22 protein-coding genes and 1 pseudogene are annotated in these 23,897 nt (G+C 60.4%); 19 read left to right on the top strand and 4 right to left on the bottom strand.

The features are described 5' to 3' along the window. The first annotated feature begins 1 nt into the window (after nucleotide 1). The 5 genes from rpoB to ACMGFM_RS07290 all read left to right on the top strand — a co-directional run bounded on the left by rpoB (nucleotide 2) and on the right by ACMGFM_RS07290 (nucleotide 6,659). Nucleotides 2–1,831, top strand: a complete 1,830-nt coding sequence (gene rpoB, locus ACMGFM_RS07310) for a DNA-directed RNA polymerase subunit B (protein WP_436901807.1) — start codon at nucleotides 2–4, stop codon at nucleotides 1,829–1,831. After that, the gene (locus tag ACMGFM_RS07305; RefSeq protein ID WP_436901806.1) at nucleotides 1,832–4,738 is read left to right on the top strand and encodes a DNA-directed RNA polymerase subunit A'; all 2,907 of its coding nucleotides are present in this window, start codon (nucleotides 1,832–1,834) and stop codon (nucleotides 4,736–4,738) included. It begins immediately after the preceding gene. 12 nt (nucleotides 4,739–4,750) lie between these two features. Continuing rightward, on the top strand, nucleotides 4,751–5,947 hold the full coding sequence (rpoA2, locus tag ACMGFM_RS07300; protein WP_436901805.1) for a DNA-directed RNA polymerase subunit A'': 1,197 nt from the start codon (nucleotides 4,751–4,753) through the stop codon (nucleotides 5,945–5,947). 1 nt (nucleotide 5,948) lies between these two features. Next, nucleotides 5,949–6,374, top strand: coding sequence for a NusA-like transcription termination signal-binding factor (locus ACMGFM_RS07295; protein WP_299272336.1), 426 nt, complete (start codon nucleotides 5,949–5,951; stop codon nucleotides 6,372–6,374). Between the two features lie 63 nt (nucleotides 6,375–6,437). Beyond that, nucleotides 6,438–6,659 carry a DUF8066 domain-containing protein gene (locus ACMGFM_RS07290; RefSeq protein ID WP_436901804.1) on the top strand — a complete coding sequence of 74 codons (222 nt, stop codon included), beginning with the start codon at nucleotides 6,438–6,440 and terminating at the stop codon, nucleotides 6,657–6,659. Between the two features lie 2 nt (nucleotides 6,660–6,661). Here the strand turns inward: ACMGFM_RS07290 and ACMGFM_RS07285 are convergent, their stop codons facing one another. Beyond that, a complete protein-coding gene (locus tag ACMGFM_RS07285; RefSeq protein WP_436901803.1) occupies nucleotides 6,662–7,879 on the bottom strand; it encodes a CaiB/BaiF CoA transferase family protein in 1,218 nt (405 codons plus the stop codon). A 162-nt stretch (nucleotides 7,880–8,041) separates the two neighbouring features. Here ACMGFM_RS07285 and ACMGFM_RS07280 point away from each other — a divergent pair, with 162 nt between their 5' ends. From ACMGFM_RS07280 to ACMGFM_RS07270, 3 genes are all read left to right on the top strand, one after another. Next, nucleotides 8,042–8,698, top strand: a complete 657-nt coding sequence (locus ACMGFM_RS07280) for a lactate utilization protein (RefSeq protein WP_436901802.1) — start codon at nucleotides 8,042–8,044, stop codon at nucleotides 8,696–8,698. Nucleotides 8,699–8,780: 82 nt separating this feature from the next. Further along, on the top strand, nucleotides 8,781–10,427 hold the full coding sequence (locus ACMGFM_RS07275) for a thiamine pyrophosphate-binding protein (protein ID WP_436901801.1): 1,647 nt from the start codon (nucleotides 8,781–8,783) through the stop codon (nucleotides 10,425–10,427). 124 nt (nucleotides 10,428–10,551) lie between these two features. Then, on the top strand, nucleotides 10,552–11,706 hold the full coding sequence (locus ACMGFM_RS07270) for a thiolase family protein (RefSeq protein WP_436901800.1): 1,155 nt from the start codon (nucleotides 10,552–10,554) through the stop codon (nucleotides 11,704–11,706). 111 nt (nucleotides 11,707–11,817) lie between these two features. Here the strand turns inward: ACMGFM_RS07270 and ACMGFM_RS07265 are convergent. Further along, nucleotides 11,818–13,151, bottom strand: a pseudogene (locus ACMGFM_RS07265) (RNA-guided endonuclease InsQ/TnpB family protein). A 291-nt stretch (nucleotides 13,152–13,442) separates the two neighbouring features. Here ACMGFM_RS07265 and ACMGFM_RS07260 point away from each other — a divergent pair. The 9 genes from ACMGFM_RS07260 (at nucleotide 13,443) to ACMGFM_RS07220 (ending at nucleotide 21,014) form a co-directional block, all read left to right on the top strand. After that, nucleotides 13,443–14,537, top strand: coding sequence for a GAF domain-containing sensor histidine kinase (locus tag ACMGFM_RS07260; RefSeq protein WP_436901799.1), 1,095 nt, complete (start codon nucleotides 13,443–13,445; stop codon nucleotides 14,535–14,537). A 129-nt stretch (nucleotides 14,538–14,666) separates the two neighbouring features. After that, entirely contained in the window at nucleotides 14,667–15,146 is a 480-nt protein-coding gene (locus tag ACMGFM_RS07255) for a hypothetical protein (protein WP_436901798.1), read from the top strand. 103 nt (nucleotides 15,147–15,249) lie between these two features. Next, nucleotides 15,250–15,678 (top strand): 30S ribosomal protein S12, encoded by a 429-nt coding sequence (locus ACMGFM_RS07250; protein WP_299274866.1) that lies wholly within the window; start codon nucleotides 15,250–15,252, stop codon nucleotides 15,676–15,678. Nucleotide 15,679: 1 nt separating this feature from the next. Further along, nucleotides 15,680–16,285 (top strand): 30S ribosomal protein S7, encoded by a 606-nt coding sequence (locus ACMGFM_RS07245; RefSeq protein ID WP_436901797.1) that lies wholly within the window; start codon nucleotides 15,680–15,682, stop codon nucleotides 16,283–16,285. Between the two features lie 70 nt (nucleotides 16,286–16,355). Then, entirely contained in the window at nucleotides 16,356–16,940 is a 585-nt protein-coding gene (locus tag ACMGFM_RS07240; RefSeq protein ID WP_436901796.1) for a biotin transporter BioY, read from the top strand. Then, nucleotides 16,937–17,641 (top strand): energy-coupling factor ABC transporter ATP-binding protein, encoded by a 705-nt coding sequence (locus ACMGFM_RS07235; RefSeq protein WP_436901795.1) that lies wholly within the window; start codon nucleotides 16,937–16,939, stop codon nucleotides 17,639–17,641. Before ACMGFM_RS07240 ends, ACMGFM_RS07235 begins: the two co-directional genes overlap by 4 nt. 1 nt (nucleotide 17,642) lies before the next feature. Further along, nucleotides 17,643–18,353: an energy-coupling factor transporter transmembrane component T family protein gene (locus tag ACMGFM_RS07230; protein WP_436901794.1), complete on the top strand. Its 711-nt coding sequence runs from the start codon at nucleotides 17,643–17,645 to the stop codon at nucleotides 18,351–18,353. A 105-nt stretch (nucleotides 18,354–18,458) separates the two neighbouring features. Then, nucleotides 18,459–20,207 carry an archaeosine synthase subunit alpha gene (gene arcS / locus ACMGFM_RS07225; RefSeq protein WP_436901793.1) on the top strand — a complete coding sequence of 583 codons (1,749 nt, stop codon included), beginning with the start codon at nucleotides 18,459–18,461 and terminating at the stop codon, nucleotides 20,205–20,207. Nucleotides 20,208–20,276: 69 nt separating this feature from the next. Further along, nucleotides 20,277–21,014 carry a methyltransferase domain-containing protein gene (locus ACMGFM_RS07220; RefSeq protein WP_436901792.1) on the top strand — a complete coding sequence of 246 codons (738 nt, stop codon included), beginning with the start codon at nucleotides 20,277–20,279 and terminating at the stop codon, nucleotides 21,012–21,014. Here ACMGFM_RS07220 and ACMGFM_RS07215 read toward each other — a convergent pair. Together ACMGFM_RS07215 and ACMGFM_RS07210 are read right to left on the bottom strand one after the other, a co-directional pair. After that, nucleotides 20,995–21,849 (bottom strand): ABC transporter permease subunit, encoded by an 855-nt coding sequence (locus tag ACMGFM_RS07215; RefSeq protein ID WP_436901791.1) that lies wholly within the window; start codon nucleotides 21,847–21,849, stop codon nucleotides 20,995–20,997. The two genes, ACMGFM_RS07220 and ACMGFM_RS07215, sit on opposite strands and share 20 nt — an antisense overlap. Further along, nucleotides 21,846–22,772: an ABC transporter ATP-binding protein gene (locus tag ACMGFM_RS07210; protein ID WP_436901790.1), complete on the bottom strand. Its 927-nt coding sequence runs from the start codon at nucleotides 22,770–22,772 to the stop codon at nucleotides 21,846–21,848. Before ACMGFM_RS07210 ends, ACMGFM_RS07215 begins: the two co-directional genes overlap by 4 nt. A 143-nt stretch (nucleotides 22,773–22,915) precedes the next feature. Here ACMGFM_RS07210 and ACMGFM_RS07205 point away from each other — a divergent pair, with 143 nt between their 5' ends. Both ACMGFM_RS07205 and ACMGFM_RS07200 read left to right on the top strand, forming a co-directional pair. Further along, a complete protein-coding gene (locus ACMGFM_RS07205; protein WP_436901789.1) occupies nucleotides 22,916–23,467 on the top strand; it encodes an AAA family ATPase in 552 nt (183 codons plus the stop codon). Continuing rightward, nucleotides 23,464–23,886 carry an RNA-binding domain-containing protein gene (locus ACMGFM_RS07200; RefSeq protein ID WP_436901788.1) on the top strand — a complete coding sequence of 141 codons (423 nt, stop codon included), beginning with the start codon at nucleotides 23,464–23,466 and terminating at the stop codon, nucleotides 23,884–23,886. The genes ACMGFM_RS07205 and ACMGFM_RS07200 overlap by 4 nt, the downstream gene beginning before the upstream one ends. Nucleotides 23,887–23,897 lie beyond the last annotated feature (11 nt).

Genomic DNA, 23,897 nt, shown 5'->3' with positions numbered 1-23,897 from the left:
TATGAGCCAGCAACAACGAGAAGCGAAAGTCTACGTCAACGGGTCACTGGTGGGGACACATCCCCAGCCAGAGAAACTTGCAGAGCAGATCCGCCAGGCTCGTCGCCGCGGCGACATCAGCCAGATGGTCAACGTCTCGGTGGACGAGAACACCGACGAAATCATCGTCAACGCGGACGCGGGTCGCGCACGACGCCCACTACTGGTCGTCGAAAACGGCGAACCGCTGATCGACGACGAGGAAATCGAGGCACTCGAAGCCGGCGATATTGAATTTCAGGACCTTGTCGACCGCGGACTGGTCGACTTCATCGACGCCGAGGAGGAAGGAGACATCCTCGTTGGCGTCGACGAGGAGGACCTGACCGAGAACCACACGCACCTCGAAATCGACCCACAGCTGATGTTCGGTATCGGTGCGGGGATGATTCCGTACCCCGAACACAACGCCAGCCCGCGGATTACGATGGGGTCAGGGATGATCAAACAGTCGCTGGGGCTACCGTCGGCGAACTACCGAATTCGCCCGGACACGCGCCAGCACCTCCTGCACTACCCACAGCTGTCGATGGTCAAAACCCAGACGACCGAGCAGATTGGGTACGACGACCGGCCGGCGGCACAGAATTTCGTCGTCGCTGTAATGTCCTACGAGGGGTTCAACATCGAGGACGCACTCGTCATGAACCAGGGCTCGGTCGAGCGCGCGCTCGCCCGGTCACACTTCTTCCGAACCTACGAGGGCGAAGAACGACGCTACCCTGGTGGGCAGGAAGACCGCTTCGAGATTCCTGACGAGGAAGTTCGCGGTGCACGAGGCGAGGAAGCATACACACACCTCGACGAGGACGGCCTCGTCAACCCCGAGACTGAGGTCGGCGAGAACGCCGTCCTGCTCGGGAAGACCTCACCGCCGCGATTCCTCGAAGAGCCAGACGACATGGGCGGACTCTCTCCGCAGAAGCGCCGAGAGACGAGCGTAACGATGCGCTCGGGCGAATCCGGTGTCGTCGACACGGTGACGCTGATGGAGAACGAGGACGGCTCGAAGCTCTCGAAGGTCTCCGTTCGTGACGAGCGAATCCCGGAACTGGGCGACAAGTTCGCCAGTCGACACGGACAGAAAGGTGTCGTTGGCCACATCGCCCCGCAGGAGGATATGCCCTTTACCGAGCAGGGTGTCGTGCCGGACCTCATCCTGAACCCACACGCCCTGCCGTCACGGATGACCGTCGGCCACATTCTGGAGATGATCGGTGGCAAGGTCGGTTCACTCGAAGGCCGGCGTGTTGACGGGACCGCCTTCACCGGCGAGGACGAGGACGAACTACGCGGGTCGCTGGAAGAACACGGCTTCAAGTCCAGCGGCAAGGAGACCATGTACTCCGGTATCACTGGCGAGAAAATCGACGCCGAGATTTTCGTCGGCACGATTTTCTACCAGAAGCTGTACCACATGGTCTCGAACAAGATTCACGCCCGCTCGCGCGGACCGGTGCAGGTGCTGACCCGCCAGCCGACGGAGGGTCGTGCCCGCGAGGGTGGCCTGCGTATCGGAGAGATGGAACGGGACGTGTTCATTGGCCACGGCGCGGCGATGACACTCAAGGAACGACTCCTCGACGAGTCCGACCGCGAGTGGATCAACGTCTGTGGCGAGTGTGGCATGTCTGCCGTCGAAAATGTCGAGCAGCGCCGTGTCTACTGTCCGAACTGTGACGAAGAAACCAACGTCCACGAGGTGGAGATGTCCTACGCGTTCAAACTTCTCTTGGACGAGATGAAAGCACTCGGAATCGCACCGCGGATCGATCTGGAGGAGGCAGTATAAATGAGTCAGCAAGCACCACAGGAGATTGGGCAACTCAGCTTCGGGCTGATGGACCCCGAGGAGTACCGCGAGATGAGTGCCACGAAGATCATCACAGCCGACACCTACGACGACGACGGCTTCCCCATCGACATGGGGCTGATGGACCCGCGGCTGGGCGTGATCGACCCCGGGCTGGAATGCAAGACCTGCGGCAAACACTCGGGTTCGTGTAACGGCCACTTCGGCCACATCGAACTCGCTGCACCGGTCATCCACGTTGGCTTCGCCAAACTCATTCGGCGACTGCTTCGCGGCACGTGTCGAGAGTGTGCGAAACTCTGTCTCACCGAAGACGAAAAGCGAGAGTTCACCGACAATCTCGACCGAACTCGCGCACTGGGGCAGGACCTCAACGACGTGACGAAGTCCGCAATTCGGCAGGCACGGAAGAAAGACCGCTGTCCACACTGTGGCGAACCACAGTACGATATCCAACACGAGAAGCCGACGACTTACTACGAGGTGCAGCAGGTGCTGTCCTCGGAGTACTCCGATATGATCGCCGAAGCGATGGAACCCGGCGAAGACTCGGAGCGAGTCACGCCGACGGAACTGGCTGAGGAGACGGGAATCGACGCCGGCCGGATTCAGGAGATTCTCTCCGGGGACTTCCGACCACGAGAGGAAGACCGGAAAGCAATCGAGTCTGCGCTCGATGTCGACCTGACCGAGGAGGACATGAACAAGCTGATGCCCAGCGACATCCGGGACTGGTTCGAGGCCATTCCCGACGAAGATATCGAAGTGCTGGGAATCAACTCCGACCGCTCGCGGCCGGAGTGGATGATTCTCACAGTGCTTCCGGTGCCGCCGGTCACGGCACGACCGTCGATTACGCTGGACAACGGCCAGCGCAGTGAGGACGACCTCACACACAAACTGGTCGACATTATCCGGATCAACCAGCGGTTCATGGAGAACCGCGAAGCCGGTGCCCCGCAACTCATTATCGAGGACCTCTGGGAACTGCTCCAGTACCACGTCACCACGTTCATGGACAACGAGATCTCCGGAACGCCGCCGGCCCGACACCGCTCGGGACGGCCGCTGAAGACCCTCTCCCAGCGACTCAAGGGCAAGGAGGGTCGCTTCCGTGGCTCGCTGTCCGGGAAACGTGTGAACTTCTCCGCTCGGACTGTCATCTCGCCGGACCCGACACTCAGCCTCAACGAGGTTGGTGTGCCGGACCGGGTCGCCAAGGAGATGACCCAGACGATGAACGTCAACGAGCGTAATCTCGACGAAGCCCGTCGCTACGTCAGCAACGGGCCGGAAGCGCACCCGGGCGCGAACTACGTCCGCCGTGCGGACGGCCGCCGACTCAAAGTCACGGAGAAAAACTGCGAGGAACTCGCAGAGAAAGTCGAACCGGGCTGGGAGGTCTCACGACATCTCATCGACGGCGACATCGTGATTTTCAACCGACAGCCGTCGCTGCACCGGATGTCGATTATGGCCCACGAAGTCGTCGTGATGCCGTACAAGACGTTCCGTCTCAACACCGTCGTCTGCCCGCCGTACAACGCAGACTTCGACGGCGACGAGATGAACATGCACGCGCTGCAAAACGAGGAGGCACGGGCCGAAGCCCGCGTCCTGATGCGCGTCCAGGAGCAGATGCTCAGCCCTCGCTTCGGGGAGAACATCCTCGGCGCAATTCAGGACCACGTCACCGCGACGTACCTGCTGACCAACGAGAATCCACACTTCAACGAGACGCAGGCACTCGACCTGCTCCGGGCAACCCAAATCGACGAACTGCCCGAGCCTGACGGCGTCGAAGATGGATCGGAGTACTGGACCGGTCGGACGGTCTTCTCCGAACTGCTGCCTGACGACCTCAACCTCGAGTTCACGTCCTCGGCAGGCGACAACGTTCTCATCGAGAACGGCGAACTCGTCGAGGGGACAATCGACGAGGACGCAGTGGGTGCCTTCGGCGGCGAAGTCGTCGACACCATCGCCAAGCAGTACTCACGAACCCGCGGTCGGATCTTCATTAACGAAGTCTCCTCGGTGGCTGTCCGAACCATCATGCACTTCGGGTTCTCGATCAGTATCGACGACGAATCGATTCCGCCGGCCGCACAGGCACAAGTGGACGAGGCAATCGAGGAAGCCAACGAGCGCGTCGAGGAACTCATCGACACCTACGAGCGGGGCGAACTCGAATCTCTGCCGGGCCGAACAATCGACGAGACGCTCGAGATGAAAATCATGCAGACGCTCGGGCAGGCGCGGGACTCCGCAGGTGACATCGCCGAAGACAGCTTCGACGACGACAACCCGGCGGTCGTGATGGCCGAATCCGGTGCGCGTGGGTCGATGCTGAACCTGACGCAGATGGCTGGCTGTGTTGGCCAGCAGGCAGTCCGTGGCGAGCGGATCAACCGTGGCTACGAGAACAGAACCCTGAGCCACTTCGAGGAGAACGACCTCTCGGCAGACGCCCACGGTTTCGTGGAGCACTCCTACCGTGAGGGACTCAATCCCAAGGAGTTTTTCTTCCACGCGATGGGTGGCCGGGAAGGACTGGTCGATACCGCAGTCCGAACCTCGAAATCTGGCTACCTCCAGCGCCGACTCATCAACGCTCTCTCAGAACTCGAAACGCAGTACGACGGCACCGTCCGAGATACCTCGGATACGGTCGTCCAGTTCGAGTTCGGTGAGGACGGCACCTCGCCGGTTGAAGTCTCCAGCTCCAAGGAAGACGCTGGGGTCGATGTCGAAAACATCGCCGACCAGGTGCTGGAAAGCGAGTTTGGGGAGGGCGAGAAAGAGAAATTCCTCGGAGAGACTCGCGAGCCGACGAACCTCTCCGAACACGCCGACGACTGGTGGCTCGCACAGAGTGACGACTGACCAGGTGATATCATGACAGATTACGACGTATCCAACGACATCGAAGCGCTCGTCGAGGACGCTGACCTCCCACGACGACTCAAAAACGAGGTCTACGAGACCCTCGAAGACCGTGACGTGACGACCGAACAGGCTGATGAGATCATTCAGGGAACCGTCGCGGAGTACTACAACACCCGTGTCGACCCACTCGACCCTGTCGGCACAGTATCGGCCCAGTCCATCGGTGAACCCGGAACGCAGATGACGATGAACACGTTCCACTACGCCGGCGTCGCCGAGATTGACGTGACACAGGGACTGCCACGACTGATCGAACTCGTCGACGCCCGGAAAGAACCGGACACGCCGATGATGACGGTTCACCTCGAAGACGAGTTCGCCGAAAATCGCGAGCGCGCCCACGAAGTGGTCTGGAAGATTGAGGCAACGAAAATCCTCCAGCTCGGCGACGTTTCGACGAACGTCGCGGACATGCTCGTTCAGGTTGCGCTCAACGAGGACACCCTCCGCGAGCGCTGGCCGACCGTCGAGGACCCTGTTGTCGTCGCCGAAGAGATTGCGGCGACAATCGAGTCCAAACTCGGTGTCGAGACCCAGCAGCGCGGACTCGTCGTCGAGTTCGGTCCCGAACAGCCCTCCTACCGTGACCTGCTCCAGCTCGTCGAGGAACTGCGCGAAATCGTCTTCAAAGGAATCGAAGAGATTAGCCGGGTCGTTATCCGAAAGGAAGAGACTGACCAGGGCGAGGAGTTCATCCTCTACACCGAGGGCTCGGCGTTCGGTGACGTGCTCGACATCGAAGGTGTCGACGCCTCGCGGACGACCTGTAACAACATCCACGAAATCTACCGGAATCTCGGCGTCGAAGCAGCCCGTGAGGCAATCATCGAGGAGACGATGAACACCCTCGAAGAGCAGGGGCTTGACGACGTGAACATCCGTCACCTCATGCTGGTCTCAGATATCATGACCAACGAGGGGACAATCGAGTCCATCGGCCGTCACGGTATCTCCGGGTCGAAAGACTCCGTGCTCGCACGTGCAGCATTCGAGGTGACGGTCAGTCACCTGCTCGACGCGGCGATTCACGGCGAAATCGACGAACTCGACGGCGTGACCGAGAACGTCATCGTCGGCAAGCCGATCAAACTCGGCACTGGCGACGTGAACCTGCGGATGACAAGCGGCGGCGAACAGGCTGATTGAGATGGCAATTACCCTCTCGGACGAAGCGCGCCAACTGGCCGGCCTCTTCGAGACTGAAACCGAGGCCACGGTCAAAGACTGTCTCGTCGACGAAGAGTTCGACCGCGTCATCTTCCTCATCAAAACGGGGGAGATGGGCAAGGCAATCGGTGCTGGCGGCGAACACGTCTCCGGCGTCGAAGAACAGATCGGAAAACCGATCAAACTCGTCGAAGACGCACCGACGGCAGAGGATTTCGTGGCCAACACGCTCGCGCCCGCTGCCGTCTACAACGTCACCATCAGCGAAAACGACGACCGACTGGCCTACGTCGAAGTCGCGGAGGAAGACCGTGGTGCTGCAATCGGCGCAGACGGGCGTAATATCGACGCCGCCCGTCGACTTGCCGCCCGCCACCACGATATCGACGATATCGAGTTGACCTGAGGGCTCAAACGGCTGTTTGAGTCGACACGTGATTTTATGAGATTTCCGTTGCTACGTCGAAATATGGCAACATCCGAACCCGAATTCGAGGTGCCGACGTGGGCCGCAGTGGGACTGGCCGCCCTCGTCTTTCTCACCTTCCTCTACGGAATTTTGCTCCAAGGGAGCCTCCTGCTCCCGTTCGTGTGGTGGGGTGGAATAGCGAGTGTTGCCCTGTCACTGTTCGTCGTCTACCTGCTCTATCGATTCGTGATCGCCGTCGAGAAAATCGCCGACAAAATGTAGCCTTACCGGACAACGCCGTCGTCTCGAAGCGCTGCAATCTCTTCTTCCGTATAATCTAGTTCGTCGAGAATTTCGGCTGTTTGCTCACCCAGTCCGGGTGGGTGCTCGTCGAAGGCCGTCTGTCCGTTCTGGAAGTTCATCGGGCTGCCGGGCATCTCCACCTCACCAACAGTCGGATGGCTCATCGTCCGGCGCATATTCCGGGCCTCCATCTGTGGATGGGAGAAGACATCGGCCATGTCGTTGACCGCCCGTGCGGGCACGTCGTGCTCCTGCAGTTGCTCGACAATCTCCGCTGTGGTGTATTTCTCGATTTCCGCGCCGAGAATCGCGTCGAGTTCTTCGCGGTTGTCGACCCGCTTTTCGTTGGTCTCGAATCGTTCGTCTTCGACCAACTCCTCGCGGTCCAGTGCACGGCAGAACCGCGGCCAGATGTGTTCGGACGCGCAGGCGACGACGACGTAATCATCCTTCGTAGGAAATGCCTGGTAGGGCGCGATTGTCGGGTGACGACTGCCCATCCGTCCCGGCGGGTCGCCGGTGCCGAAGTAGTACGACGCCATGTACGTCTGCCAAGCAACGATGCTGTCGAAGAGGCTGATGTCGAGTTTGTCGCCGCCGCTATCGGCGAACTCCCGTCGGAACAGCCGGGCGAGAATCGCCTGCGTGGCGTACATTCCGGCGGCAATGTCGGCGATAGCCACTCCCACGCGGACTGGTTCGCGGCCCTGCTCGCCGGTAATCGACATCATTCCGCCCTCGGCCTGCATAATAAGGTCGTAGGCTGGGCGCTCACTGTACGGTCCAGTTTCTCCATAGCCCGTGATATGACAGTAAACCAGGTCAGGATTATCCTCTTTGAGGTCTTCGTAGCCCAGTCCCCACGAGTCCATCTGTCCGACTCGGAAGTTCTCGACGAGCACGTCCGCGTCTGCGGCGATATTCCGGAGAATTTCACGGCCGTGTTCGGTGGTAAGGTTGACCGCGATCGAGCGCTTGTTTCGGTTGATACTCAGGTAATACGCCGACTCTTCGGAATCGCCGTAGGTCGGCGGTTTCCACCCGCGAGTCTGGTCGCCGCCGTCGGGGCGTTCGACTTTGATTACGTCCGCACCGAGGTCGCCGAGTTGCATCGTGCAGAACGGTCCAGAGAGCACTCTGGAGGCGTCGAGCACGGTGAGTCCTTCCAACGGCGCTGCCTCTGTCTCGTCGTCGGCCATAGCCGCCCTATCGAGAGGCTCCTACTAGTCGGTTGTCCCTCCCACCCGAACCGGTCGTGTGAACGAACCAGTGGGTAACGCTCGTCTCACCACCTAACACCGGTGTCCGCGAGTACTTATCCGACTCGTTGCCCTACAATCAGATGACGAATTTCAAAGCTCATGTCTCAACAGAAAGCCGACTACGCCGACGACACAGATATCGACGAATCGCTGGACCAACTGCCCGACGAACAGACGCTCGAAGAGACCGTCGAGAGCCTCGAATCCAACGGGTTCGAGGTTGTCGTCGTGGACTCCGGCGAGGAGGCACTCTCGGAACTCAAATCTCAGATTCCGGCCGGTGCCTCGGTCATGAACGGCCACTCGACGACGCTCGAAGAGACCGGCTTCGACGAGTATCTGACAGAGGGCGACCACGAGTGGGAGAGTCTGCCCGACGAAATCTGGAGTATCGACGACGACGCCGAGCGTCAGGCCGCCCGCCGCGAGTCACAGACGGCCGAGTACTTCCTCGGTGGTATCAACGCTATCTCTGCGACCGGCGAACTCGTCGCGGCCGACCGCTCGGGCAGTCGCATCGGTGCCTACCCCTTCGCCGCCGAGAACGTCGTCATCGTCAGCGGCGTGAATAAGATTGTTCCGACACTCGAGGCGGCACTCGACCGACTCGAATCGGTCGCCTACCCGCTCGAAAACGAACGCGCACAGGAGGCATACGGTGTCGAATCTGCCATCGCGAAACAGCTCATCTTCCGACAGGAACTCGAAGACGACCGGACGACAGTCGTGCTCATCCGCGAGCACTTCGGCTACTGACGACTCAGCGCGCCTGTTGGCATCACGACCGCCCTCTCCCGTCCAGGGATACTGTTTTCACAATCTCGCTCGAAGCCTGCGTATGCGAATCAGTCGCGGTGTGATCGACGAACTCGCCGCGGGTGGAATCGATACGGTCTTCGGTATTCCCGGAAAGCAGACGCTGCCGCTGAACGAGGCAATTGCTGACCGGGATGAGACCCGCTTTCTCGTTGCTCGCCACGAGACGGCCGTCTCACACGAAGCGTGGGGCTACGCCGAGACCAGCGGCGACCCCGCAGCGACGGTTGTCGTTCCCGGCCCCGGCGACATGAACGCGCTGAATGGGCTGAAAAACGCCGCGAACGACTGCACGCCGCTCGTGCATATTGCTGTCGAGACCGAACCGGACGTCCGAGGCGGCAACGGGATTCACGAGACGCCGCCGGAGACCTACGACCCACTACTGAAAGCGAACATTCTCGTCGAGCGACCCGCCGCAACGCGAGTCGAGGTTCGGCGGGCAATTGACGTGGCGACAACGCCACCGAACGGACCAGTACGGATTGGGATTCCAAAGAATTTCCTCGGGCAGGACCGCCCGCTCGCGGAGTCGACCGACTCCCGCCCGCAGACTGACTCCGGCGTTCCAGAGGACGATATCCGGGCTGCGGCGGCCTGTCTCGAAGACGCGACTCGTCCCGCCATCCTCGTCGGCGGGGGTGCGCGGGCGGCCGGTGCAACTGACGAACTGCTCGCTGTGGCAGACTCTATCGACGCACCACTCGTTACTACCTACAAAGGCAAGGGGGTCGTCTCGGATAGAAACGACCACGTCGCGGGCACACTTTCGGGCAGTGCCAGTCCCGAACTGCTCGACTGTCTCGCCAACAGCGACGCCTTGCTGGCGGTCGGTACTGACTTTGACGCCGTCGCGACGCGGCACTGGTCGGTCGAGATGCCCGCGGAGATTGTGCAGATAACACTCTCGCCCGGCGATTTAGGTACTGGGTACGACCTCACAGTGGGGATTGTCGCTGACGCGACGGACGCACTGGCAGCGCTCGACGCTGAACTGTCTGGGACGGCTGGCACCGGCGGCGTCAAGCGTGCGACTGTCGTCCGAGACGCGACAGAGGAGCGAATCGACCCGTTGCTCGGCGACGACCTCCCGTTGACCTCGGTGCGGGCGCTCCGAGCAGTCAGAGCGGCTCTTTCCGAAGAGACCGTCGTGTCCGTCGATGCGGGTGGCTTCCGGGTGTGGGCACTGAACACCTTCGACGCCTGCGGGCCGCGCTCCTATGTCAACCCCGGGTCGTGGGCGACGATGGGGACCGGTCTGCCGGCCGCGCTGGGCGCACAGGTTGCCAACCCAGACCAGAATGTTGTTGCGTTATCTGGTGACGGCGGCCTGATGATGTGCGTCCACGAACTCCACACCGCTGCAAGCGAGGACATTCCGGTGACAGTTGTCGTCTTCAACAACAGCGATTACGCCATCATTAGCGAGGAAGCTGACCGAACCTTCGGCCTTGGTGAGGGAGCATACGGCTGGGCCGACGCGCCGTTAGAGTTCACGACAATCGCGGCGGGAATGGGCGTCGAGGCGGTGCGTGCGGAGACGCCCGCCGAAATCGAGACCGAACTGACGGCAGCGCTGGACAGCAACGAGCCACGGTTGGTCGAGATTCCGACCGACCCCGACGAACCGCAGGCGAGTGAGTGGATGGCACGAGCTGAGCAGCCCTGATTCGTGTTGGTCTGTGCCCGGTACAACTCGATTCTGGAAGTTTCTTATCTTATTGGGTTAACAACGGTTGCCTGATACACCGATATACCAAAGGTTGTTATGCAATACGCGAGTAAACGAGATCATGGCAGCGAACACACCAGTTATCGTCGGTGCGGCACGGACACCACAGGGTAAGGAAGACGGTCACCTTCGCAACATCAGGCCGGAAGACCTCTCGATCGAGATCATCGAGTCGATTATGGACGACACCGGCCTCGAGAGCGAGCAGATTGACGACGTGATGTGGGGCTGTGCGCAGACTCGCGAGGAGCAGGGGACCAACATCGCCCGACAGATCGCGATTTTCGCACTCGACGAGAGTGTCCCGGGCACGACCATCGACCGGCAGTGTGCCTCCTCGGCGACGACGATTATGACCGCGGCCGACGCCGTCGCCGCGGGTCGGCGTGACGCCATCTTCGCTGGCGGTGTCGAGAGCATGAGCATGGTGAAGATGGGCGAGGGCGCAGGCAAGATGTACCCGCGGATGGACGAGCGCTACGGGATGGAGAACCTCCCGATGGGCCAGACCGCCGAGAAGGTCGCCGAGCAGTACGACGTTTCCCGTGGCCAGCAAGACGAGTTCGGTGCTCGGAGCCAGCAGCGCGCCGTCGAAGCCACCGAAGAGGGACGCTTCGACGAGGAAATCGTCCCGATCACGGGCCACGACGAGGACGGCAACGAACTGACCGTCACCGAAGACGAGGGGCTGCGGCCGGGAACCACCCCAGAGAAACTCGCAGAACTCCCGACAGTGTTCAAAGAGGATGGCACGGTCACGCCAGGGAACGCCTCGCAGATTTCCGACGGGGCAGCCTGTCTGCTGGTCACCAGTGAGGAGTTCGCCAAAGACAACGACCTCGAAATTCTCGCAGAGGTTGGCCAGAGCGGCGTTGCCGGTGTGGACCCGACAACGATGGGTATCGGCCCGATTCCAGCCGTCGAGAACATGCTCGAACGTGCCGGGCGCACCATCGACGACTACGGACTCGTCGAGATTAACGAGGCCTTTGCGAGTCAGGTTATTGCCTCCGCCGACGAACTCGGTATCGACCACGACATCCTCAACGTCAACGGCGGTGCGATTGCGATTGGTCACCCTCTCGGTGCAAGCGGTGCTCGCTTGCCCGTGACGCTCATTCACGAGATGCACCGACAGGGCGTCGACCGCGGTATCGCAACCGAGTGTGTTGGATTCGGACAGGGTGCAGCCATCGAATTCGAGTTGCGAGATTGACATCCTCCCCGCCCTGAAGGGGCATGACGAGACGCGTTGCGTCTCGTTGCACCCGAAAACGCGAAGCGTTTTCGAGGACGAGGATTCCCGACCGCGTTGGGATATTGTGGTTTACGACGTAACCTGTTCTTGAGGTGCGAACGCACCAGTTTCCTTGTCAAACAGATACGTCGATGGCTGTGCCAACCAGCCGTTACTCCTATCTCCCCCATCACAGGCGAGACTCGGAGATACTTTCTGTCGAATGTTCTCAGCACCGTTCACGTCCGCGTTCGCCACCGTCCCGCAGTCATCGCAGACGTACAACCCACGTTCAACACGGTTTGCGTCACGCTTCCGACCACAGCACGAACACGACTTCGACGTATCGCGCTCAGACACCTTCTCGACCGTGATGCCTTCCATTTCGGCTTTGTATTCCAGCATCGAGGTGAAGCGGTCGAACGCCCACGAGTGCAGGTCGAGGTTGCCGTGCGTGCCCCAGTTCTTCACCTCGCCGTTCTCCTCGTCCTCACGGATGCCGGAGAGATCGCCCACGGCAATCGTTCCAACACCCTCGTCAACACACCGCTGAACGATGTGTTTGGAGAGTGTGTGGAAGTAGTGGGTACGGCGAGCCGACTTCTTCTGGTTCAGTCGCGTTGCCTGTTCGGACTCCGAATCGTCACACTGGGCGAGTCGCTTGCTGAAATAGTAGTCATCCTGCTTTAAGCAGTTCAGCGGGTATAACTCGCTGTGGCCGTCTTCGTAGGCGAGTGCGGCGAAGTTGTTGATGCCAAGGTCAATACCCACTGTCTTCTCACCGGGCGATTCACTCACTTCGATTTCGACCTTGCAGACGAAATGCAGTTCCCACTCGTCACCAGTCCAGATGGCTCTGACTTGTTGAACGCTCTCCACGGTGGAGAGGTCAACATCGGGACGAGTCTGGTACTCGCACAGGATGAAGTCAGACCAGTAGTCTTTCAAGTTCGATCCTTTGGAGAGTCGAACTCGGTTGTATTTGGTGTCGAGTTTGAATCCGGCGGCTTTGAACGTGACTGTGGAACGCGGGTGTTCATCGCCGTGTTTGCGGTACTTCGGTGGGTTGGCTCTTGTGTCTCCGTTACGCCGTTTACCGTACCAGCCGTTGAACGCTTCAGCGAGTTCTTGAAGGACTCGCTGTGCTCAAAAATCGGAGATTTTTGGCATCACGAAAGACGTCGTCTTTCGAACGAACTTGACTGAGAATGCAGGTCATCATAGCGTTCGTGCGACTTGAGGTATGAGGTGAGTTCGTTGTGGCCGGGAATGTGGCCTATCTCAGACCACACTCTGTCACAGACCCACCGTCCGACGTTCCAGAGTTTCGAGGCTGCGAACCCAAGCGAATCGAGGTCGTCAGACACCTGTTGCTGGTTCCGTATGGAAGCAGTGTAGGTGCGGGTGACGACCCGTTTCGCCATACGTAACCTATGTAGACAAAATTACTTGAACGTGTGGATTGTGTAGCGTGGAAAATCCTTATGTTCTACTGACCGGTGGTTAGTGGAGAGGCGTGTCGGATTTATCCCCGCCCTGAAGGGCGGGGCTTTCTCCTTGATTTTCCGTAAGCGCGGGTAGTTAGCTACAGTCTCTGTGGCTTATTTTGCTAACCACGCATTTCTCTCCAGAGTGGCGGCCAAATCGTGTGCTTCGCTGGGCTAACATCTTCTTTCGCCGGAATCTCTTTGGGGCACCGCAAACTAAAGGCGGATGTGGACCGCGAAGCGGAACTCACGGCGCTACACGATATTGCGACAGCAATCCAGAGTGCCGACACTGCCGAGGAAGCCGCCGAACAGACGGTCGCGGCAGCGGCAGAGATTCTCGACTTTCACATTTGCAGTATCGAAATCCACGAAGACGGCTGGCTGGTTCCCTACGCCGTTTCCGACGGCGCACCCGAGGGAGGTGCACGGCGAATGCGCGCAGACCAGGGCCTCGCGGGAAAGACGTTCCAGACCGGCGAGTCACACATCGTCGAGGATGTCGCCGCCGACGACTCCTCAGACCCGGCAGACTCAGCGTACCGGTCGGGCCTGAGTGTTCCCATCGGCGACCACGGCGTCTTTCAGGCCGTCGGCACTGAACCCAACTTCTTCGACGACGGTGACCGCGAGCGGGCGGAACTGCTGGTCAGTCACACTGCGGGTGCGCTCGACCGCATCGAGCGTGAGGCGACACTTGAAGAGAAAAACGAACGGCTCGAAGCCTTCACGAGCATCGTTAGTCATGACCTCCGAAGCCCACTTAGCGTCGCGACCAGTCGCGTCGAACTGGCTAACACAGAGTGCAATAGCGAGCATCTGGACAAAGCCCTCGACGCGCTCGACCAGATGGATGGGCTAATCGACGATCTGTTGACACTCTCCCGGCAGGGCGAAGTCATCGACGACCCGAACCCGGTCTCGTTGCGGACCGTCGCCAGCGAAGCATGGGGTGTCGTCGAGACTCACGATTCGATACTCGATATCCAGACCTCCGACACAATCAACGCCGACCGTGACCGACTCAGACAACTGTTGGTGAACCTTTTCCGCAACAGCGTCCAACATGGCGGCCAAGATGTTACCGTGACTGTAGGACTACTGAACGGTCAGGCGGGCTTTTTCGTCGCCGACGACGGCGTCGGCATCCCGGCCGATGACACAGAGGTCCTCTTTGAATCGGACTATTCGACGGACGCGGACGGCACCGGCCTCGGTCTTCGAATTGTCGAGGAGATAGCCGAGGCACACGGGTGGACCGTCGACGTCACAGAGAGTGCCAGCGAGGGAGCACGGTTCGAGTTTATGATAGACCGGTCCTAACTCGCGTCAGTTGACGCTACTAGTGGGCCAAAATCCGACAGCAGCTACCTTCTACTGTCAATGTCCGTTAAATTATACTACCAATTTATGTATGAATTGTAGTATAGACAGTGCAACTGGAGCGATACCATGGCAACACAGCGACCATCGGAACGAACACTCGACACAGAACTGTTCGAACGGGTGATTTCGTTCGAATACTCGGCAACGTGGGTCGGATACTCGTTGCTCGGACTCAGGCTCGTAATGGCGTGGGTCTTCCTTCAGGCGGGCCTCGCGAAGTGGGCAGAAGGTGGCTGGGGCGACCCGCTGGTCGTCTTCGGCCAGATTCTCATCGGGATTGCACTGCTCACGGGGACTGTCGTCAGATTTGCCGCGATGATGGGTGCACTCCAGATGCTGTTCTTCTGGACGGCTGCGTGGCAGGGCGGGCTGATGGCTGGGTTCCCAGTCGAACACGGATACTTCGTCAACTCGTCGTTGGTTTACCTTCTCACCCTGTTCGGGCTTGGGGCGTGGAGGACGGGTCGTGTCTTCGGCCTCGATTCGAGACTCGAACAGACAGTGTTCGTCCAGCAGCGGCCGTGGCTCCGATACCTGCTGGGATAACTCACTGGGACCAAATTCGGTCGCAGTCGCGGTGAGAGAGGGAGTATCGTACGCGGGGTGAATGGGGACCCTTAAGTGGCTCCGTCAGATAGCAATACGCACTATGGCAAACGGCAAATACGCCGCGCGCAAGCTCAAGAAGGACCGCCAGAAACACCGGTGGTCCGACTCGGATTACGCGCGCCGCGAGCGGGGTCTGGCAGAGAAATCGGACCCACTCGAAGGCGCCCCGCAAGGGCGCGGCATCGTTCTCGAGAAGGTCGGCATCGAAGCGAAACAGCCCAACTCAGCAATCCGGAAATGCGTCCGGGTTCAGCTGATCAAAAACGGCAAACAGGTCACGGCATTCTGTCCTGGTGACGGCGCTATCTCCTTTATTGACGAACACGACGAGGTCACCATTGCCGGGATTGGTGGGGCAAAGGGCCGAGCAATGGGCGACCTCTCCGGTGTCAACTACAAGGTCGAGAAAGTCAACGGCGTATCGATGATCGAACTCGTGCGCGGAAACGCGGAGAAGCCGGTGCGATAACATGTCTACAGAACAACCAGAACCTGACGCGCCAGCAGACAGTGAGGGAGCGAACGCCCAGCTGTTCGGCAAGTACGATATCGAAGAGATCGAGTTCTCCGATATCTCCACCGAGCGGTATATCAACGTGACCCCAATCGCCAACTCGATGGGCCGTCACGCTGACAAGCAGTTCAAAAAGAGCAAGATCAGCATCGTCGAACGGCTCATCAACCGCCTGATGCAGACCGACGAGAACACTGGGAAAAAACAGCTTGCGACCCAGATTACTCGCGACGCTTTCGAGATTATCGAGGACCGGACCGAAGAGAATCCGGTCCAGATTCTCGTCCAGGCCGTCGAGCACTCGGCACCGCGTGAGGAGACCGTCCGCCTGAAATATGGTGGTATCTCCGTCCCGAAAGCGGTCGACGTCTCGCCGCAGCGACGAGTTGACCAGGCACTGAAATTCATCGCCGAGGGTGTCTACAACTCCTCGTTCAAGACGGACACCGACGCCGAAGACGCGCTGGCCCGCCAGCTTATCGGCGCAGCCAGCAACGACGTCGGAACCTACGCCGTCGACCAGAAAGAAGAGAAAGAGCGCGTCGCGGCCGCTGCCCGATAACGCACGTTCTGCAGTTTTCGTCCGACCGTCAATCGGAGTGTTCAACACGGCCCGGGCGGCTTTTCACTCTATGACCAGCGAAGCGACCGAGTCGGTTGACCTCATTGAGCGAGAGACGATTCGCAACCTGAGCGGTGCAGTCGTCATCGCCGCCCTGACTGGTGTTCTGGCACAGTTTTCCATCCCACTCCCCGGCGGAATTCCGTTTTCCCTCCAGCCGTTTGGTCCGTTCTTTGCTGGCTTACTGCTGGGACCGCTGTGGGGTGGGTTCTCGCTCGGTCTGTACGTCCTCACCGGCCTTGCAGGTGTGCCAGTGTTCTCGAACGCAACTGCTGGACTGGGCATTATCGCCGGCCCAACCGGCGGCTTTCTGGTTGGCTTCGTCGTCGCCGCGGCGGTAATCGGCGGCGTCACTCACCGGCAATTGTTGCCCCGTCCGGTCGAACTGGTGCCGGCCCCGTGGATAGTCGCTGGTCTGATTGCTGGCGTCATTCCGCTGTATGCAATTGGAATCGGCTGGTTGTCCCTCGTTACGGGTCTTGCCCTCGTCGACGCCGCGGCGAGTATGGCTCCGTTCTTCCTCGGTGACCTGCTCAAGATCGCAATCACGGCCGCTGTCGTCATCAGCAGTGGGGAGCTTCTCAACCGCACATGATTGCCGTCGACGCCCTCTCCTATCGGTACGATGACGAACTGGTTCTCGATGAAATCTCAGTAACGCTCGACGAAGAGTGGGTCGTCCTGACTGGCCCGAACGGGAGCGGCAAGACTACGCTGGTCCGGCAGTTCAACGGACTCCTCGAACCCGACAGCGGCGTGGTCCGCGTCGACGACACGCCGGTACAGGATGACCCAGTCGCGGCTCGGACGGCTGTCGGGATGGTGTTTCAGTCTCCCCGCTCACAGTTCGTCGCCGCGACTGTCGGGGCGGACGTGGCCTTCGGCCCCGAAAATCTCGGACTGGACCACGACGAAATCGACCGTCGGGTACAGGCAGCACTCACAGCGGTGAACCTCGACGGCCGAGAAGAAGACCGGATCGAGACACTTTCTGGCGGCGAGCAGGCCCGCCTCGCGGTCGCGGGAGCGCTGGCGATGGAACCGGACCATCTCGTTCTCGACGAACCGTTTACCGGACTCGACTGGCCGGCACAGCAGTCAGTCCTCGGTCATCTCGATACCCTTTCGGCCGAGGGTGTCGTCGTCGTCGTCGTCACACACGACCTGCGGGATATGCGCTCGCGCGCCGACCGGGTGATTGGACTCCGAGACGGCCAGATTGCATTCGATGTCCCGCCCGACACGGCCGGAGACCGACTCCCCGACATCGACGTTCGCGTGCCGAACGGGTGGTGAGATGCTGCGCTACAGCCCCGGTGATTCGGTGATTCACCGACTCGACCCGCGCTCGAAACTGCTCTTCCAGTTTGGGTTCGCGATTGCGGCGTTTGTCCAGCCCTCGGTCCCACGGCTGGCCGCGCTGGTTCTGTGTGGCGCGCTCACCGTTCGTCTCGCCGGACTGGGGGTCCTGCGAGCGCTGTGGTCCTACCGGATTGTGCTCGCCGTGCTGGCGATTGCGCCGCTCATCGCAGGGGCTACAGTCGGCCCGCCGTGGATTCGGCCCGATCCAGCTGTTGAGTCGGGGCTGTCGGTTGCCCGCGTCGTTCCGATTCTCCTCATCAGCGCAGCCTACGTCTCCGCGACTCCGGTCCGGGAGACACGGGCCGCGCTCCAGCGAACGATTCCCGGCCGTCCGGGCCAACTTATCGGCACTGGTGTCGCCCTGACGATCAGGTACGTGCCCGTTTTACAGGCCGATTTTCGAGAGGTGCGTCACGCGCTCGCCGCTCGTGGCGGTGACCGACGGCCCGTCCACAAGCGTGCCGGACGGCTCGTTGTCCTCTCTCTCCAGCGGGCCCTCGACCGGTCAGACCAGCTCGCTGTTGCGCTGGAGGTTCGCTGTTTTGCGTGGAACCCGACACTGCCTCGACTCACGTTTTCGCGCAAGGACTATCTGGTCGTCGCGGTCGGTGTGGCGCTTTCGGTTGCGCCGGTTGTCTCTGGGTGAGCGACGATGACTGGCCGGAACGCTGTTCAGAGATCGACGGACAATTATCCCACGGCACGTACTCAAAAGCATGACTAAGCGCGTAGTCGACCGCTGGGGGCAGCGATGACGGAGTATTTCGAAATTCACGAGCGTGACAGCGCTGCCAGACTCGGTGAACTCCGCCTCGAGAACCCCGTGACGACGCCGGGACTCGTCGACGACGTGGTCCACGACGCCGGGAGCCAGTGGACGCCGGGTGAGTCCGATATCGACGGTGGCGACTCGACACTGACAGTCCTTCCGCACCGAGCGTTTCCCGGTGGGACGCCCGAGGAAGTCGAAGAGGCGTTTGCAACTGAGTATCCGGATGTCGAGTTCCCGAGTGCGGCAGTCGTTTCGCCAGATACGGCGGAGAACCACGGCACAGACGCCTACGTCCTCTCGAACGCCCAGGAACTGTCCGGTCACGCCCGGGCCTTCGTCGAGGCTGTTATCCAGACGCGAGCGACAACGCCTGCCGATACGGCGCTGTACCTGCCGGGCGTTGCAACACCCGGCAACGTCGCGACGCTCGCGTACGCTGGCGTCGACCTGTTCGATACTGACAAGGCAGTGCTGGAAGGGCTGCAGGGGAAGTACCTCACCACCGACGGCGACGCCTTCCTCGAAGACCTGACCGAACTGCCCTGTGCCTGTCCTGCCTGTCAGACGCCACGGGCGGAGTTCGACCGGGAGGACTGTGCCGAGCACAACGAACGCGCCCTGCGAGCGGCGCTGGCAACCGTCCGCGAACGCATTCGCGCTGGCCAACTCCGAGATTATCTCGAAGGCCAGGCTCGCCACGACCAGTGGCTGACTGCAATCGTCCGGCGACTCGACCAGCAGTACGCGTATCTGGAGGAGCGAACCCCCGTTTTTCGACGCAACGGAATCACAGCCGCCAGCGACGACACGCTCCGACGCGTCGAAATTCAGCGCTACGCCGAGCGCGTCACCAACCGCTACCGGAACCGCTTCGACGCGCCGCTCGTACTGGTTCCGTGTTCGGCACGCAAACCGTACAGCGACTCCCAGAGCCACGCCCAGTTCCACGACGCAATCCAGTACCGAGGCCATCTCGTCTCGATGACGTCGCCAATCGGCGTTGTCCCGCAGGAACTCGAACTCACCTACCCTGCCCAGCACTACGACTCGGTCGTGACGGGCAACTGGACCGCGACCGAAATCGAATTTGTCTCGGACGTGCTCGCCGCCTATCTCGAGCGCAACGAGTATCCCCGCGTCATCGCGCACGTTCCCGAGGATTACCGGCCGATCTGTGAACGGGCTGCCGAACAGGTCGACGTGGAGTTCGAGTACACCGTGACTGACCACCCGACAACGACGGACTCACTGGCGAATATTGCCTCGACGCTTGCCGACGAGCCGAAATACCGCAAACGACAGCGCCAGCACAACACCATCCGTGCGATTGCTGACTACCAGTTTGGTGAGGGTGCTGGCCCGGAAATCTTTGACGACCTGGCAGTTGAGAGCCGATACCCGAAACTGCGAGCAACTGACACCGACGGCGAGCAACTCGCAATGGTCGTTCCACAGTACGGTCTGCTCGCGCTGACGATTGCCGGCGCACGCCGGTGGGCCGACAGTTCTGCTCCGACCAAACGCGTCGAAATTGACGCCTTCGTGCCGCATGGCTCCGTGCTCGCCCCCGGCGTCGTCGACGCAACTGAGTCGATCCGTCCCGGCGACGAAGTGGTCATCGAGGGCCCGAAGGCCTTCGCCGTTGGCCGTGCGGAGATGTCCGGTCCCGAGATGGTCGAGAGTACCCGCGGCATCGCCTCTTCTGTTCGCCACCTCGACGAGAAGTGAGTTCGGACTGTGTGGGCCGGTACCACAATTCGTTATACTTTTATGACAGTTGCGCTGCGTCCGGACAGTATGGGCACTGACGTATTTGGACGTGTGCTCCGGGATTTCTACCACGAGCGACAGACCGAGCCGTTGGTGCAGTTCGACGGCGACAGTCGGCAGGACCACCCAATCGAGCAGTTTTACTTCGAGCAGTTCAGCGCCGAAGACGGTGACGCGTGGATCGAGAACCACCTCCAGGGACCACTGCTGGATGTGGGTGCTGGCGCTGGTCGTGACACGCTGTACTTTCAGGACCGCTTCGAGACGACTGCGCTGGAACTGAGCGAGCAACTCGTGGCTCTCATGCGCGAACGCGGTGTCGAAGACGCTCGCCACGGCGATATGTTCGCCCTCCCGAGCCAGTTCGGCACCGACCAGTTTGGGTCGGCGCTGGTTCGGGGCACCCAGCTCTCGCTGGCGAAATCGATGCGCGGAATCGAGCAGTTCCTGACCGACCTTGCAGCGGTCACGACAGCTGAAGCGACGGCCGTTGTCGACAGTTACGACCCGACAGACGAGCAGGCGAGTAACCTCCTTGGCTACCGCGAAGACGCCACTGCTGGACTTGCCTTCCGGACGTTTGCCTTCGAGTACGACGACGCGGTCAGTGAGACGCTGCTCTTTCGCTTGTTCAGTCCGGCGCGCCTGCGTGAAGCGACAGCAGAGACGCCGTGGACTGTCACCGAACTACGCCGGAGTGCAGAAAGCGCGTATTATCTGGCGGCGCTGGAAAAAGACGCCGAGATTAGAGGTCGATCCGGCTGAATCGCGCGTAGCCGATTGCTAGGGGCACGATAATCCACACTGCGAGGATGATGAACACGAACCAGTTCTGCATGTAGAAGGCGACTGTCTCGGGATACACCGTCTCAAATCCGCTCTGCGTCGAGACAGTATTGCTCGTGATGCCAGAGGGCGCTCCGAGTCCGCGGCCCGTCGGCGACAGCGACCCGAACATGTCCTGAAACATCTGGATGAGTCCGAACCGGTTGGCGAACTCGGGGAGTTCGAGGTCGGCCAACCCGAGCACGAGATTCGTGATCGGCGACCAGAGATACAGTCCGAAGAAGATCACGATACCGCCGACCGTGCCCTGTGTTTCGCTGTTGAACAGCGCCGAGAAGCCGACGCCGATGCCGACGAACATCAACCCGAACAGCACTGTCACGCCCAGGAACGTCAGCAGGACGGCAGGGGAGAGACTCGTCTGGACGAGCAACAGGGCAACAGCAGGGAGGAAGCCGACGAGAATCGTGACCGTCATCACGGCTGTGCGGCCGAGGAACTTCCCGACGATCATCTCACCGCGGGTGTGTGGCAGCGACAACAGCAGGTTAATCGTCCCGCTGTCGCGTTCACGAACGACTGACTTGATGCTGATGAACAATCCGGTAATGGGGACGAAAAAGAGCACGACGAATCCGAACGCACCGGTAACGAACAGTTCGACGACCTCCGCCCCCTGTTCGCTGATGCCCGAATCAACGATGAGGTACGCGACGCCACCGATAAGCAGCGCGAAGAGGACGATAATTCCCCACAGAACCTTCGAGCGGACGCTGTCCTGGAAGTCCTTTTTGCCGATAGCCTGCCAGCTCATGCTGTCACCTCCTGGTCGGTGGTGTACGCTGCGAACAGGTCCTCAAGCGAGGCCTCCTCAGTCGAGAAGTCGTTGACGACTGCACCCGACTCCTCGATTTCGCTCAGGACGGCTGTTTTGCTCGCACCCTTGGCGAGGCCAACTCCAATCACCTCGCCCTCGGTCCTGACAGTGACACTATCGACGTTATCGATTGCACGGATAGCGTCGAGGATATCTGGTGAGAAGCCAGAGCCTTCGACGACGAGACTCTCGCCGCCTGGAATGTTGGACCGAAGATTCTCGATCGAGTCGTCAGCAACCATCCGTCCCTCCCGCAGGATCCCGACCCGGTCACAGACCGCTTCGACCTGACTGAGGATGTGACTGGAGAAGAAGACGGTCGTGCCGCGACTGTTCTCCTCGCGGATAATCTCACGAATCTCACGGGCACCGTTCGGGTCGAGTCCTGTCGTCGGCTCGTCGAGAATCAGCAGGTCAGGGTCGCCGACCAGCGCCATCGCGAGGATGAGTCGCTGGGCCATCCCCTTCGAGTAGCCACTCGCCTTGCGGTCGCCAGCGTCTGCAATGCCGACCCGTTCCAGTAGTGCCTGCGGGTCATCAGTCGCATTCTTCGACTCGATGGCGAATTCGATGTGCTGGCGGCCAGTCAAGCGGTCGTAGACGTCGTAGCCCTCGGGGAGGACGCCGATTCTGTTTCGCAACTCTTTGCCCTGATTCTGACAGTCCATGTCGAACACGCTGGCTCGACCTGCTGTCGGCTTGACAAAATCGAGGAGAATGTTGATCGTGGTCGATTTCCCGGCCCCGTTCGGGCCGAGGAATCCGAACACCTCGCCCTCCTCGATCTGGAGGTCGAGATTGTCGACAGCCACCAAACTGCCATACCGTTTCGTGACGCCGTCTAATTCAATTGCTGTCATGTACGGTGATTCCCCGGAAAGATACATGTAAGTTTGCATCCTGTTTCTGATCCGGAAACAGTGTTTTGACAATATCTACGGAGTTGTTTCACTCAGTAGCTGTGAACGCAGTGTTTATTTTTCGGGTGGGCGAACTGTCGGTAATGAGTGTACTCGGGTTCGTTGGACTTCCCGGCAGCGGCAAGAGCGAAGCCGCGGCCGTCGCCGAAGACCACGAGATTCCAGTCGTGACGATGGGTGACGTGATCCGCACAGAGTGTCGCGAACGGGGCCTAGACCCGTCGACAGCACACGGACAGGTTGCACAGGCCCTCCGTGAAGAGAACGGTCCGGGTGCGATTGCCGAGCGCTCGCTGCCGATGATCGAAGCAGAACTCGAAGCCAACGACACAGTTGTCGTCGACGGTATTCGCTCGGACACCGAGGTCGAGCGCTTCGAGGACCGGTTCGGCGAGCAGTTTCGACTGGTCTGTATCGACGCGCCCTTCGAAACCCGCAAGGAACGACTTGACCTCCGTGGTCGGGACGCTGGCGGCGACGAAGGCGGTGAAACTCTCGCCGACCGTGACGCACGCGAACGCGAGTTTGGCATGGACGCGGCGATGGACCGGGCGGATCTTACAATCGAAAACACTGGCACGCTCGCGGAGTTCCGCGAGCGTATCACTGCGATTCTCACGGAGGGCGACCAATGAGCGACGAAACGAGACACTACGCCATCGAAGCAGAAATTACCGCACCAGTCTACGACACCGAACTGCAGGACCGAGTCACGCACGCAATCGAGGGGCTGTTCCCCGACGCAGAGCCCGAGTTTGAGCACGGCGAACTATCGGCGACGGTCCACTCGCTCGAACGACTCTCAGAGCAACTCCACAGACAGGCTATTCTCGACACGGCCCGTGGCGTGTTCTTCGAGAACCAGCAGGGCGAGACGTTCTCTTTCCGGCTGAAAAAGCAAGCTGCCTTCGAAGGACTCCTCAACTTCGTCGTCGACGAACCGGGCGAACTCGGCGTCATCACGGTCCGTGTGCAGGTCGAAGAGCCCTCTGTCGAGGAGTTTATCGACCATATCGCACCACGGACCGAGGACGGACAGCCAGTTACAGAGTGACTCTGCGGGTC

This window comes from Halovenus halobia, assembly GCF_051414135.1.
Classification (GTDB): domain Archaea; phylum Halobacteriota; class Halobacteria; order Halobacteriales; family Haloarculaceae; genus Halovenus; species Halovenus halobia.
Note: the sequence above shows the minus strand (reverse complement) of the source record. Positions and strands in the feature narration are given on the sequence as shown.

What these genes read in the sequence shown, in the direction of transcription:
- rpoA2 (WP_436901805.1), top strand. Translation starts at nt 4,751, where the DNA reads ATGACAGATTACGACGTATCCAACGACATCGAAGCGCTCGTCGAGGAC.
- rpoB (WP_436901807.1), top strand. Translation starts at nt 2, where the DNA reads ATGAGCCAGCAACAACGAGAAGCGAAAGTCTACGTCAACGGGTCACTG.
- ACMGFM_RS07235 (WP_436901795.1), top strand. Translation starts at nt 16,937, where the DNA reads ATGATTGCCGTCGACGCCCTCTCCTATCGGTACGATGACGAACTGGTT.
- ACMGFM_RS07290 (WP_436901804.1), top strand. Translation starts at nt 6,438, where the DNA reads ATGGCAACATCCGAACCCGAATTCGAGGTGCCGACGTGGGCCGCAGTG.
- ACMGFM_RS07250 (WP_299274866.1), top strand. Translation starts at nt 15,250, where the DNA reads ATGGCAAACGGCAAATACGCCGCGCGCAAGCTCAAGAAGGACCGCCAG.
- ACMGFM_RS07305 (WP_436901806.1), top strand. Translation starts at nt 1,832, where the DNA reads ATGAGTCAGCAAGCACCACAGGAGATTGGGCAACTCAGCTTCGGGCTG.
- ACMGFM_RS07230 (WP_436901794.1), top strand. Translation starts at nt 17,643, where the DNA reads ATGCTGCGCTACAGCCCCGGTGATTCGGTGATTCACCGACTCGACCCG.
- ACMGFM_RS07255 (WP_436901798.1), top strand. Translation starts at nt 14,667, where the DNA reads ATGGCAACACAGCGACCATCGGAACGAACACTCGACACAGAACTGTTC.
- ACMGFM_RS07215 (WP_436901791.1), bottom strand. Translation starts at nt 21,849, where the DNA reads ATGAGCTGGCAGGCTATCGGCAAAAAGGACTTCCAGGACAGCGTCCGC.
- ACMGFM_RS07240 (WP_436901796.1), top strand. Translation starts at nt 16,356, where the DNA reads ATGACCAGCGAAGCGACCGAGTCGGTTGACCTCATTGAGCGAGAGACG.
- ACMGFM_RS07280 (WP_436901802.1), top strand. Translation starts at nt 8,042, where the DNA reads ATGTCTCAACAGAAAGCCGACTACGCCGACGACACAGATATCGACGAA.
- ACMGFM_RS07210 (WP_436901790.1), bottom strand. Translation starts at nt 22,772, where the DNA reads ATGACAGCAATTGAATTAGACGGCGTCACGAAACGGTATGGCAGTTTG.
- ACMGFM_RS07285 (WP_436901803.1), bottom strand. Translation starts at nt 7,879, where the DNA reads ATGGCCGACGACGAGACAGAGGCAGCGCCGTTGGAAGGACTCACCGTG.
- ACMGFM_RS07220 (WP_436901792.1), top strand. Translation starts at nt 20,277, where the DNA reads ATGGGCACTGACGTATTTGGACGTGTGCTCCGGGATTTCTACCACGAG.
- ACMGFM_RS07205 (WP_436901789.1), top strand. Translation starts at nt 22,916, where the DNA reads ATGAGTGTACTCGGGTTCGTTGGACTTCCCGGCAGCGGCAAGAGCGAA.
- ACMGFM_RS07200 (WP_436901788.1), top strand. Translation starts at nt 23,464, where the DNA reads ATGAGCGACGAAACGAGACACTACGCCATCGAAGCAGAAATTACCGCA.
- ACMGFM_RS07295 (WP_299272336.1), top strand. Translation starts at nt 5,949, where the DNA reads ATGGCAATTACCCTCTCGGACGAAGCGCGCCAACTGGCCGGCCTCTTC.
- ACMGFM_RS07245 (WP_436901797.1), top strand. Translation starts at nt 15,680, where the DNA reads ATGTCTACAGAACAACCAGAACCTGACGCGCCAGCAGACAGTGAGGGA.
- ACMGFM_RS07270 (WP_436901800.1), top strand. Translation starts at nt 10,552, where the DNA reads ATGGCAGCGAACACACCAGTTATCGTCGGTGCGGCACGGACACCACAG.
- ACMGFM_RS07275 (WP_436901801.1), top strand. Translation starts at nt 8,781, where the DNA reads ATGCGAATCAGTCGCGGTGTGATCGACGAACTCGCCGCGGGTGGAATC.
- arcS (WP_436901793.1), top strand. Translation starts at nt 18,459, where the DNA reads ATGACGGAGTATTTCGAAATTCACGAGCGTGACAGCGCTGCCAGACTC.